An 11444-nucleotide genomic window follows, 5' to 3' on the forward strand; every position below is an offset into this window, starting at 1 on the left:
GGTCAGGCCTCCTGCGGCGGCGCGGTGAACTCGGTCTCGGTCGCGGTCAGGTCCAGGTAGGCCTGCTCCAGCGTGCCTTCTTCCGCGGCGAGTTCGAGGACGGGTACGCCCGCCTGGGAGATCAGGCGGCCGATGTCGTCCACGCGCGCGTGGTGCACGGTCCAGTGCCCGTCCTCGTGCTGGACGGCATCGTGGCCGTGTCGGGCGAGGGCGGTCTTGAGGGCGGTGGCGTCCGTGGTGCGGATGCGGACGCGGGGTTCCACGCGCGCGTGGATGAACTCCCGCATCGGGGTGTCGGCCAGCAGGCGGCCCCGGCCGAGGACCACGAGGTGGTCGGCGAAGGACGCGGTCTCGTTCATGAGGTGGCTGGAGATCAGGACCGTGCGCCCCTGCCCCGCGAGACGACGCAGCAACTGGCGTATCCAGATGATGCCTTCGGGGTCGAGGCCGTTGGACGGCTCGTCGAGCATGACCACCTCTGGGTCGCCGAGGAGGGCGGCGGCGATGCCGAGCCGCTGGCGCATGCCCAGGGAGTACGTCTTCACCCGTCGGCGGGCGACCGCTGCGATCCCCGTCTCCTCCAGCACCTCGTCGACCCTGCGGTTCGGGATGCGGTTGCTCGCGGCCAGGACACGCAGATGGTCGCGAGCGGTGCGGGAGCCGTGCGCGGCCTGGGCGTCGAGCAACGCGCCCACGTGGCGCAGGGGTTCGTGGAGCGTGGCGTAGGCGCGGCCGCCGATCGTGGCGGTTCCGGAGGTCGGCCGGTCCACGCCGAGCACGAGCCGCATGGTGGTGGACTTCCCGGCGCCGTTGGGGCCGAGAAAGCCGGTGACGCGGCCGGGCTCGACGCGGAAGGTGAGGTGGTCCACGGCCCGGCGGGTGCCGTACTCCTTGGTGAGGTCTTGGACGTCGATGCTGGTCATGGCAGCAGCCTGGCCGTTCGTGCGGGGTCGGGGACTCCCCCGCCCGAGGAGATCGTCTCCCCCGTGCGGGGGAGGTCCGTTGTCAGTGGTCGCTGGCACGATGACGAAATGGTCCGCTTGCTGCGCCCGTTCGGCCGGGCGGTGACGTACACACGATTGCTGCATCTGTTCATCGCCATCGTGTGGCCGTCGATGTTGCTGTTCATCCAGGAAGCGTGGTGGACCTGGGCGTTGGCTGCGGTGCTGCTCGCCCCCGTCGGGCTGGTGCCCGCGATGCGCACTGTGGAGGGGCTGCAGGCAAGGCTGCTGCTGACCGGTCACCGGCACGACAGTGCGAGCACCGACATCGTCGTGGCGCCGTCCGCCTCCTGGAGCGACCGCGGGCGGCTCGTCGTGTGGCTGGAGGCTCGGCTCCTGCTCGGCTGCGCGACCTCGATGTTCAGCGCCCAACTACTGCTTTCCTCGGTGGACTTGGTGTCGTCGGCCCTCGGCGGCGGGGCCGAGGGGAGCGTGCTGCTCCACCTCGACGGCCACCACTGGTGGCACCTCCTGCTCGCGCCCGTGCCGCTGGTCGCGCTGGCGCTGACCGTGGTCGGCTCGGGCCGGCTCATCACCGCTGTCGCCCTCCGGCTCCTGGGCCCCTCCCCCGCCGAGCGCCTGGCCGCCCTGGAGGAGCGCACCGAGCAGCTTCTGGAGCGCACCCGCATCGCCCGCGAACTCCACGACTCCATCGGCCATGCCCTGACCGTGGCCGTGGTGCAGGCGGGTGCCGCGCGCGCGGCGGGTGACCCGGCCTTCACCGACCGGGCGTTGGACGCCATCGAGGAGACCGGCCGGGCCGCGCTGGAGGACCTGGAGCGCGTCCTCGGCGTCCTGCGCGAGTCCGAGCGCCCGGTCAGCAGCAGGCCGACGCTCACGGACGCCGACCGTCTGCTGGAGTCCGCGCGTGCCTCCGGCGCGAAGGTCGACGTCGACATGAGTGGGCCGTTGGACACGGTGCCGGGCCCGGTCTCCCGGGAGGGCTACCGCATCCTGCAGGAGTCGCTGACCAATGTGCTGCGGCACGCGGGCGCCGTCCCGGTGCGCATCCGCATCGAGGTCACGGACGGCACCCTCGGTCTGCAGGTCCGCAATCCGCTCACCGCCGACATACCCGGGCCCGGCAGAGGCAGCGGCTTGCGCGGGATACGCGAGCGCGCGGCCCTGCTGGGCGGACGCGCGCGGACCGGCCCCGACGCAGGTGACTGGCAGGTACATGTGGAGCTCCCGCTCGGTTGATCTACGCTGACCGGATGCCGGTCACCGTTCTCCTCGTCGACGACGAACCCCTCGTACGCGCCGGTCTGCGGGCGGTGTTGGAGGCGCAGCCCGACATCGAGGTCGTCGGGGAGGCGGCCGACGGGGCGGCGGTGATTCCGCTGGTGCGGCAGCTGCGGCCGGACGTGGTCGCCATGGATGTGCGGATGCCGCTGCTGGACGGGATCGAGGCCACGCGCGCGGTGCTGCGGACGGTCGACGATCCGCCGAAGATCGTCGTCATCACGACCTTCGAGAACGACGAGTACGTGTACGAGGCGCTGCGGGCCGGTGCCGACGGCTTCCTGCTGAAGCGGGCCCGGCCGGCCGAGATCGTGCACGCGGTGCGGCTGGTGGCCGAGGGCGAGTCGCTGCTGTTCCCCGCCTCGGTGCGGCAGCTCGCCGCGCAGTACGGCGACGACGGCGGGAACCGGGCGGCGCGCGCCGTACTGGAGCGGGCGCGGCTGACCGAGCGGGAGGCCGAGGTGCTGCGGCTGATGGCGCGCGGTCTGTCGAACGCGGAGATCGCCGCCCGGCTGGTCGTCGGCACGGAGACGGTGAAGTCGCATGTGAGCGCCGTCCTGGCGAAGCTCGGGGCGCGGGATCGCACGCAGGCGGTGATCACGGCGTACGAGTCGGGGTTCGTGGCGCCGGGGTGACCCTGGCCGGCGGGGTGAGCAGCAGGGCCCGACGGCCGGTTCGACGGTCTCGGTGAACGGACCGGTCAGTAGGCCGACAGGTGCCCACCCCTCGCCCGCGCCCGTCCCGGCGAGTAGCATCCGGCCAACATGCGCACGAGCTGGGAGGACGGACGTTGGGGCAGCTGACCGGCGGGGATCCCTCGCTGTTGCGAAGGATCAATTCCGCGGTGGTGCTGCACGCGCTGCGTGCCACGGACGCCGCGACGCTGACGGAGATCACCCGGGTCACCGGGCTGTCCCGCCCGACCGTCGAGGGCGTGGTCGAGGGCCTCATCGAGGCGGGTTACGTCGTCGAGAAGGCCGCCGACGAGAGTGTCGTCCGGCGGCAGGGGCGGCCCGCGCGGCGGTTCCGGTTCCGGGCCGAGGCCGGTCATCTGCTGGGCGTGGACATCGGGTCGCATCGGGTCGCCGCGCTCCTCGCCGACCTGGACGGCAGGGTGCTCGGCTCCATCACGAAGGACGTCGACGAGACGGCTCCGGCCGACGAGCGGCTCGAACGGCTGCGTACGGCGGTCGCCGAACTGCTGCGCCGGGCCGGTGTCGCACGCAGCTCGCTGCGGGCCGTGGGCGTCGCGACGCCGGGCATCGTCGAGGCGGACGGCACCGTGCGGCTCGGCGCCGCGCTGCCCGAGTGGACGGGGCTGCGCCTGGGCGAGCGGCTGAGCCGGTCCTTCAAGTGCCCGGTCCTGGTGGAGAACGACGCCAACGCGGCGGCGGTGGCCGAGCACTGGAAGGGATCGGCCACCGAGTCCGACGACGTCGTGTTCGTGCTGGCCGGGCTGAGTCCGGGTGCCGGGGCGCTGATCGGCGGGCAGTTGCACCGGGGCTTCGGCGGGGCGGCCGGCGAGATCGGCGCGTTGCATCTGCTGGGCCGGGAGGCGACTCCGGAGACGCTGCTGTCCACCACGGACGAGCCGCTGCGGCCCCTCGACGAGCACGCCGTGGCCGAGGTCTTCGCGCAGGCCCGAGAGGGCGACCAGGGGGCCCGCGCGGCCGTCGACCGCTTCATCCAGCGCCTCGTCCACGACGTGGCCGCCCTGGTCCTCGCGCTCGACCCCGAGCTGGTGGTCATCGGCGGCTGGGCGGCCGGACTGGACGGCGTACTGGAGCCCCTGCGGCGCGAGCTGGCCCGCTACTGCCTGCGCCCGCCGAAGGTCGCCCTGTCCCTGCTCGGCGAGGCGGCGGTGGCGACGGGCGCGCTGCGGCTGGCCCTGGACCATGTGGAGGAGCAGCTGTTCGCGGTGGAGGGGACGGTGACGGGGCGGCGCTGACGCGCTCGGCGGTCAGCCGCCGGTTCGCCCCGATGCAGTGAGTGTCCGGTGTGCTGGTGAACGCGTCGCGCCCCGGAGCGGCTCCGGGGCGCGAGGCAGGTGCTGGTACGGCGGTCAGGACGCCCGGCGTTCCGGGTCCTGGTGGATCTCCACGCCGCCGGAGTCGCCGAAGGTCAGCCGGCACGTGTCCGCGCGGTACGTGGCGACGGAGAGCGCCGCGGCGCGGCCCCCGGCGATGTAGCGGGTGGTCACGACGAGGACGGGCGCCCCTGGCAGACGGTCCAGCTCCTTGGCGTCGTCCGCGCGGGCCGAGCCGAGCTCGACGGCGTTCTCCTGGCCCTCCAGTTCCCGGCGCTGCAGCTCGCGCAGCACGGCACGCGCGCGTGCCGCTCCGGACGGAGTGTCGATGGCGGAGAGGTCGGGCACCGACGACTGCGGAATGTACAGCAGCTCGGCGGCGACGGGCTGCCCGTGCGTCACGCGGGAGCGGCGCACGATGTGCACGGGCTCGTCCCGGCCGCTCTCCAGGGCGTCGGCGACGGACGCGGGCGGAACCGCCAGGGTGCAGTCCACAGGCTGCCAGACGTCGTCGGCCGCACCCGGCCAGGCGTGCTGCTCGGTGCCGACGGCCACGCCCACGCGCGGCGGCGCGACGGTCGTACCCACGCCGCGGCGGCGCTGCAGCCTGCCTTCCAGTTCGAGCTGTTCCAGTGCCTGGCGGAGCGTGGCCCGGGCGACGCCGAAGCGGGCGGCCAGGTCGCGCTCGTTGGGCAGGATCTCGCCTACGGAGAACTCGGATTCCAGTGCCTCACTGAGCACGGTCCTCAGGTGCCAGTACTTCGGTTCCGGCACCGATTCCAGCTGCGTGGTCCCCACCCTGTCCTCCGCAATCGCCGTGGCCCATCGGCGTTTTAGCGCCCTTGTTTATTAAAGGTTGTTTCACTTCTCTGCGACCATAGGGCGGCCCTGAAGCTTGGTCAAGACCAATAGCCGGGAACGCTCACGGGAGTGGCATGCGCTGCCACATCCGTGATGCGGCGGCGAGATCTAGGCCGTTGCCAGCGACGTCAGTTTGTCGGGGTTGCGGATGATGTAGACCGACTGGATCCGCCCGTCCAGGACATCCAGCTGGAAGACGCTGTCGGGCTTGTCGCCGGAGCGCACCAGTACCGCGGGGCCACCGTTGAGTTCCAGGAACCGGAAGGACAGGTCCGGGACACCCTTCCTGGTGACGCCGACGAGGAAGCGTCCCACCTTGTCGGCCGTCTCCAGGACCCGCACCGGCGCCTTGGCCTTTCCGCCGCTGTCGCCGACGAGGCGGACGTCCGGGGCCAGCAGGGACATCAGCCCGTCCAGGTCCCCCTCTGCCGCCGCGGCCAGGAACCGTTCGGTCAGATCGCGCCGCTGGACGGGGTCGACCTCGTAGCGCGGCCGCCGCTCGTCGACGTGGTTGCGGGCCCGCCCCGCCAGCTGCCGCACCGCCGCCTCGCCCCGGTCGAGCATGGCGGCGATCTCGGCGTACGGATACCCGAAGGCCTCCCTGAGGACGAACACCGCCCGCTCCAGCGGCGACAGCGACTCCAGGACGACGAGGACGGCGAGGGAGACGGAGTCGGCGAGGACGGCCCGCTCCGCACTGTCCGGGACGGTGTGCCCGAAGTCGGTGACGTACGGCTCCGGCAGCCAGGGGCCGACATAGGTCTCGCCCCGGGCCTTGACCTGGCGCAGCCGGTCGATGGCGAGGCGGGTGGTGATGCGCACCAGATAACCGCGCGGTTCGCGCACCTCCGACCGGTCGGCGCCGGACCAGCGCAACCATGCCTCCTGCACCACGTCCTCCGCGTCGGCCACGCGGCCGAGCATGCGGTAGGCGACCCCCAGGAGAACGGGGCGGTGCTCTTCGAAGACGTCGGTCTCGATGTCGGTGGTCACCTCACCATCCCAGCCGACGCGTCCGGCTGTGTCCAGGCGAAATCGGCGCCACCGGGCATGACGGGTCAACTTCGCGATGCGCTGGACGCGTTGAGGGGTCATCCGTCTTCCAGGTCGGCGGACGCCAGGGGCTACCCGCCGGTAGTAATTGCTGACAAGCTGTCTACGCCGTCCGTCAGCGTGTCCCAGACGAGGAGCACCCCCATGTCCGCCACCGTCTCCTTCGACGTCCCCTCTCCCCGCGGCCCGCAGAGCGTGAGCGTCGACTACGCGCGCGTGGGGCGTGGTGAACCACTGCTCCTGCTGCACGGCATCGGTCACCACCGGCAGGTGTGGGACCCGGTGGTGGACATCCTGGCGGCCGAGCGTGACGTGATCTCCGTCGACCTGCCCGGGTTCGGCACTTCTCCGGGCCTGCCGGACAGCCTCAGCTACGACCTGGCCACGACGACGGCCGTGTTCGCGGCCTTCTGCGAGGCCGTGGAACTCGACCGGCCGCATGTCGTGGGCAACTCCCTGGGCGGACTCATCGCGCTGGAGCTCGGCCGGGAGAAGCTCGCACGGTCCGTCACCGCGCTGTCACCGGCCGGGTTCTGGTCCGAGGCCGAGCGACGCTATGCCTTCGGTGTACTGCTCGCGATGCGGCACATCTCCCGGCTGCTGCCGCTGCCGCTGGTGGAGCAGCTGTCCCGGTCGGCGGCCGGTCGTACGGTCCTGACGAGCTCGATATACGCCCGCCCGGGCCGCCGTTCACCCGAGGCCGTGATCGCCGAGACCCTCGCGCTGGCGCGGGCCACGGGCTTCGACCAGACCCTCCGGGCCGGCCGGACCATCCGGTTCGCCGACGACATCCCCGGCATCCCGGTCACCGTGGCGTGGGGCAGCAGGGACCGGCTGCTCGTGCGCCGGCAAGGGGTGCGCGCCAAGCAGATCATTCCCCGGGCCCGTCTCGTCAGGCTGCCCGGCTGCGGCCACTGCCCGATGAACGACGACCCGGCCCTGGTCGCGCGCGTCATCCTCGACGGCAGCCGCTGACCCGCGCGGGGCACGCGTCAACGCGCCGGAGCCCAGGGCGACTCCGGCGCCGACGAGTGCGCTGCCCAGAGCCTGGACGGCGCCGTAGGAGCCCGTTCCGACGAGCGGGGCGGTGCAGGCGGCGGCGACCGGGATGAGGCCGGAGAAGAGCGTGGCGCGCTCGGCTCCGATCCGCTGCATGCCGATGTACCAGCACACGAAGCCGACGACGGTCACGACCACCGCCTGCCACAGCAGCGCGACGGTCTCGGCGGCGTCGGGGCGCCGCAGCCACGCGGTGCCGTCCAGCAGCAGCCCGGCCGCCGCGGACTCCCCGGCGGCGATCCCGCACACGGTGGCGGACAGCAGCCGCGGTCCCAGGGGCCGCAGCACGGGCACGGCGAGGACCGCGAAGCCGACCTCGCCCACCAGAGCGCACGCGGAGAAGGCGATGCCTGTGCCGTCCGCGCGGCCCCAGCCCTGGACCGCGAACGCGCCCGCCGCCACGATCAACGCCCCGTACAGGACGGTGCGTTGGGGGCGGCGTCCGTCCAGCAGGGGGACGACCACGGCCACGACCACGGGTGCACAGCCGACGAAGACACCGGGCACCGCCGGTTCGGCCGTGCGCTCGGCGGCGATGACGGCGAGGTTGAAGCCGACCATGCCGACGGCCGCCAGCACCGCGAGGCGGGCCCACTGACCGGCGGCGAGTGCCCGCAGCCGGGCCGTGGCGTCCCGCCCCGCCAGCGGGACGAGCAGGAGACAGGCGAGGCCGTAGCGCAGGGACTGGCCGCCTGCGTACGGGTAGTCGCCGAGGAGGCTGTTGGCGGTGAAGGACCCTCCGACGAGGACACAGGCGAGCGCGGCGAGCAGAGCACCGCGCATGGTGGTGGCGTTCATGGCAGCGACGCTAGGAAGCGCCGCGGTCCGGATTAAGGTCCACTTTCATGACTCCATCGGAGACCAATTCCGCCGGAGGGCCGGCGCGGTCCGCCGCGGCGCCGTCGGCGACGGATCCCCCGGGGCAGGTGAGGACCACCGCGAGGTCGCCCGCGAGCGATCCCACGGGGCATACGGAGCGCACGGCAGGGGTGTCCGCGGGCGACGCCGAGCGTCATGTGTCCTCGCCCGCCTGGGAGTTGCTCCTGCCTGCCGCGTCGGCGCCTGCACGCGCGCGTGGGCGTTCCCTGCAGGCGGCGTTGCGTGAGGCGGTGCGGTCGGGGCGGCTCGCGCCGGGTACGCGGCTGCCGTCGAGCCGGGGTCTCGCCGCCGACCTCGGTGTGTCACGCGGGCTGGTCACCGAGGCGTACGAGCAGTTGACGGCGGAGGGCTATCTGCGCAGCGGCCGGGGTGCCGGGACCTGGGTGGGCGATGCCGTACGGGCCGCCCGGCCACGCGCGCGTGACCTTGCTCCGCGCTCCACGGACGCCGGCGCCGACTTCGTACCCGGGTCGCCGGACGTGTCGCTGTTCCCGCGTGCCGCGTGGGCGGCGGCCCAGCGCGGGGTGCTGGCCGAGCTGCCGCACCACGAGCTCGGCTATCCCGATCCGCGCGGGCTGCCGCGGCTGCGTACGGCACTCGCCGAACTGCTCGCTCGCCGGCGCGGCGTCGTCGCGGACCCCGAGCGCATCGTGGTCGTCTCCGGCGTGGCGCAGGCGACGACGCTGCTCGGCTTCGTGCTGCACGCGCGCGGGATGCTCGAAGTCGGAGTCGAGGCCCCCGGAAGCCCGCAGCACGACGCCCTCTACGCCGCCGCCGGGGTCACCACCCTGCCGCTGCCGCTGGATGACGAGGGGCTCGCCATGGGCCCACTGCGGGAGTCCGGCGTACGGTCCGTCGTCACGACACCGGCCCACCAGTTCCCCACCGGCATCGCCTACTCCGCGCGGCGCCGCACCGAGCTGCTCGCCTGGGCACGGTCCGTCGAGGGCTTCGTCCTCGAGGACGACTACGACGGCGACTTCCGGTACGACCGCGCCCCCGTCGGTGCGCTCCAGGGGCTCGACCCGGAACGCGTCGCGTATGCGGGGTCGGTCAGCAAGTCCCTCGCCCCGGGCCTGCGGCTCGGCTGGCTGCTCGTACCGGAGTCACTGGCCGAGGACGTCGTCGAGCGCAAACGGACGATGGATCTCGGTCATCCGACCCTGGATCAGGCGCTGTTCGCCCGGTTCCTGGACCGTGGTGACTACGACCGCCAGCTGCGCCGCTGCCAGCGCGCGTACCGGGAGCGTCGCGACACCCTCGTCGCCGCTCTGGAGGAGCACTTTCCGGGCGCGGAGGTGACCGGGATCGCCGCGGGGCTGCACGTCATCGCCGCACTGCCGGAAAGGTACGGACCCCAGGAGCGGTTCCTCTCGCGCGCGGCCGCGGCCGGTGTGGCGGTGCGCCCCCTGACGGACTACGCACACGCGCGTGCCGGTGACAGCGGCCGGCCCGGCGTGCGGCTGGTCCTGGGATACGCGCACCTGTCGCCCACACGGATCCGGGCGGGCATACGGCTGATGGCCGAGGCGGTCTCCGGCCGGGGCACTTCGGCTACCGGTAGGTGACCGGAACCGTACGTCTGCCTGTCGCCCGCATGGCTGCCCGGGTTCCTTGCCGATGCGGTCAGTTGTTCACTTGTGGTTTCCGTGTGCGCTGCGGCGCACCAGTAGTTGTGGCACTGCACATTGGCCGGATCCCGCCCCTGGAGGCCTCCATGTCACACCGTCCGTTCCCGGGCCGTCGCAGCGTTCTGCGCGGCTCGCTCGCCGCCTCGGCGGCGCTCACCCTGCCCACGGCGCTCGGCTCCGCACCGGCGTTCGCCCTGTCGGGTCGTCCCAAGGCGGGGTGGGGAGTGCAGGCGGGAGACGTGACCTGCGACTCGGGGCTGGTGTGGGTGCGGTCGGACCGGCCGGCCCGGATGATCGTCGAGACGTCCGCGACCGAGTCGTTCCGCAGCACGCGCAGATGGCAGGGCCCGCTGCTCGGCGCCGGCACGGACTTCACCGGCACGACCCGGCTGCGCGGTCTGCCGTCCGGCGAGCAGATCCACTACCGCGTACTGCTCGCCGACCCGGACGACCCGCGCCGCACCGGCGAGCCGGTCACCGGCACCTTCCGTACGCCCTCCGCGCGGCGGCGTGACGGCGTGCGCTTCGTGTGGTCGGGCGACCTGGCCGGGCAGGGCTGGGGCATCAACCCGGACTTCGGCGGCTACCGGATCTACGACGCGATGGCCGCGCTGGACCCGGACTTCTTCCTCTGCAGCGGCGACAACATCTACGCCGACGGCCCGATCTCGGCCGCCGTCACCCTGCCCGACGGCAGCACCTGGCGGAACATCACCACCGAGGAGAAGTCCAAGGTCGCCGAGACGCTGACCGAGTTCCGCGGCAACTTCCGCTACAACCTGCTGGACGAGAACCTCAAGCGGTTCAACGCCCAGGTCCCGTCCGTCATCCAGTGGGACGACCACGAGGTGACCAACAACTGGTACCCGGGTGAGATCCTCGGCGACGCCCGCTACACGGAGAAGAACGTCGACGTCCTGGCCGCTCGCGCCCGGCAGGCGTTCTCGGAGTACTTCCCCCTCTCGACCTTGCGCCGCCCTGATGGCCGCGTGTACCGGGTGATCCATCAGGGTCCGCTGCTGGACGTGTTCGTGCTGGACATGCGGACCTACCGCAACGCCAACTCGACGGACGGCCAGGCCACCGACGCGCAGGGCATCCTCGGCGCCGAGCAGCTGGACTGGCTCGAGCGCGAACTGTCCCGCTCCCGTGCGGTGTGGAAGGTGATCGCCTCCGACATGCCGCTCGGCCTGGTGGTACCGGACACCACCGACGGCAAGCCGAACATCGAGGCCGTCGCACAGGGCGACCCGGGGGCTCCGCTGGGGCGTGAGCTGCAGATCGCCGAGCTGCTGCGGTTCATCAAGCACCGCGGGATCACGGGCACGGTGTGGCTGACCGCGGACGTGCACTACACCTCGGCCCAGCACTACCAGCCGTCGCGGGCGGCCTTCACCGACTTCGAGCCGTTCTGGGAGTTCGTCTCCGGCCCGCTCAACGCGGGCGCGTTCCCGGCGAACACCCTGGACAACACCTTCGGCCCGGAGCGGGTGTTCATCAAGGCGCCGAAGACGGCGAACGTCTCGCCCGCCGGGGGCTACCAGTTCTTCGGCGAGGTCGACATCGACGGCGGCAGCGGCGAGCTGACGGTGCGCCTGCGCGAGTCGGACGGCACCGTGCTGTTCACGCAGGTTCTGCAGCCGGGCCGGGTCGGTCAGTGATTCCCGTAGCCTGAAACCCGTGCCGCGCACC

The 11444-nt window shown here is 72.6% G+C and carries 9 protein-coding genes and 1 pseudogene; 6 read left to right on the forward strand and 4 right to left on the reverse strand.

Translation table 11 applies throughout. From position 1 onward, the window contains the following. Positions 1 to 2: 2 nt before the first annotated feature. Entirely contained in the window at positions 3 to 923 is a 921-nt protein-coding gene (locus AB5J49_RS06660; RefSeq protein ID WP_369167505.1) for an ABC transporter ATP-binding protein, read from the reverse strand. Positions 924 to 1031: 108 nt separating this feature from the next. On the opposite strand from AB5J49_RS06660, the gene AB5J49_RS06665 reads away from it, so the two are divergent. From AB5J49_RS06665 to AB5J49_RS06675, 3 genes are all read left to right on the forward strand, one after another. Continuing rightward, positions 1032 to 2201, forward strand: a complete 1170-nt coding sequence (locus AB5J49_RS06665; RefSeq protein WP_369167506.1) for a sensor histidine kinase — start codon at positions 1032 to 1034, stop codon at positions 2199 to 2201. Between the two features lie 14 nt (positions 2202 to 2215). Continuing rightward, the gene (locus AB5J49_RS06670) at positions 2216 to 2878 is read left to right on the forward strand and encodes a response regulator (protein WP_369167507.1); all 663 of its coding nucleotides are present in this window, start codon (positions 2216 to 2218) and stop codon (positions 2876 to 2878) included. Between the two features lie 155 nt (positions 2879 to 3033). Beyond that, complete coding sequence (locus tag AB5J49_RS06675) at positions 3034 to 4191, forward strand: ROK family protein (protein WP_369167508.1); 1158 nt, start codon at positions 3034 to 3036, stop codon at positions 4189 to 4191. A gap of 114 nt (positions 4192 to 4305) precedes the next feature. Here the strand turns inward: AB5J49_RS06675 and AB5J49_RS06680 are convergent, their stop codons facing one another. Further along, positions 4306 to 5067 carry a GntR family transcriptional regulator gene (locus AB5J49_RS06680; RefSeq protein ID WP_369167510.1) on the reverse strand — a complete coding sequence of 254 codons (762 nt, stop codon included), beginning with the start codon at positions 5065 to 5067 and terminating at the stop codon, positions 4306 to 4308. A gap of 171 nt (positions 5068 to 5238) precedes the next feature. After that, entirely contained in the window at positions 5239 to 6123 is an 885-nt protein-coding gene (locus tag AB5J49_RS06685; protein WP_369167511.1) for an RNA polymerase sigma-70 factor, read from the reverse strand. A gap of 204 nt (positions 6124 to 6327) precedes the next feature. On the opposite strand from AB5J49_RS06685, the gene AB5J49_RS06690 reads away from it, so the two are divergent. Then, a complete protein-coding gene (locus AB5J49_RS06690; RefSeq protein WP_369167512.1) occupies positions 6328 to 7158 on the forward strand; it encodes an alpha/beta fold hydrolase in 831 nt (276 codons plus the stop codon). Between the two features lie 45 nt (positions 7159 to 7203). On the opposite strand, the pseudogene AB5J49_RS06695 reads toward AB5J49_RS06690, so the two are convergent. Continuing rightward, positions 7204 to 8040: pseudogene (locus tag AB5J49_RS06695) on the reverse strand (EamA family transporter); the annotation flags it as partial. A 47-nt stretch (positions 8041 to 8087) separates the two neighbouring features. Between AB5J49_RS06695 and AB5J49_RS06700 the strand changes: the two are divergent. Next, positions 8088 to 9689 carry a PLP-dependent aminotransferase family protein gene (locus tag AB5J49_RS06700; protein WP_369167513.1) on the forward strand — a complete coding sequence of 534 codons (1602 nt, stop codon included), beginning with the start codon at positions 8088 to 8090 and terminating at the stop codon, positions 9687 to 9689. A gap of 149 nt (positions 9690 to 9838) precedes the next feature. After that, positions 9839 to 11413 (forward strand): alkaline phosphatase, encoded by a 1575-nt coding sequence (locus AB5J49_RS06705; RefSeq protein ID WP_369167514.1) that lies wholly within the window; start codon positions 9839 to 9841, stop codon positions 11411 to 11413. Positions 11414 to 11444 lie beyond the last annotated feature (31 nt).

The sequence above is a fragment of the Streptomyces sp. R28 genome (assembly GCF_041052385.1).
Classification (GTDB): Bacteria; Actinomycetota; Actinomycetes; order Streptomycetales; family Streptomycetaceae; genus Streptomyces.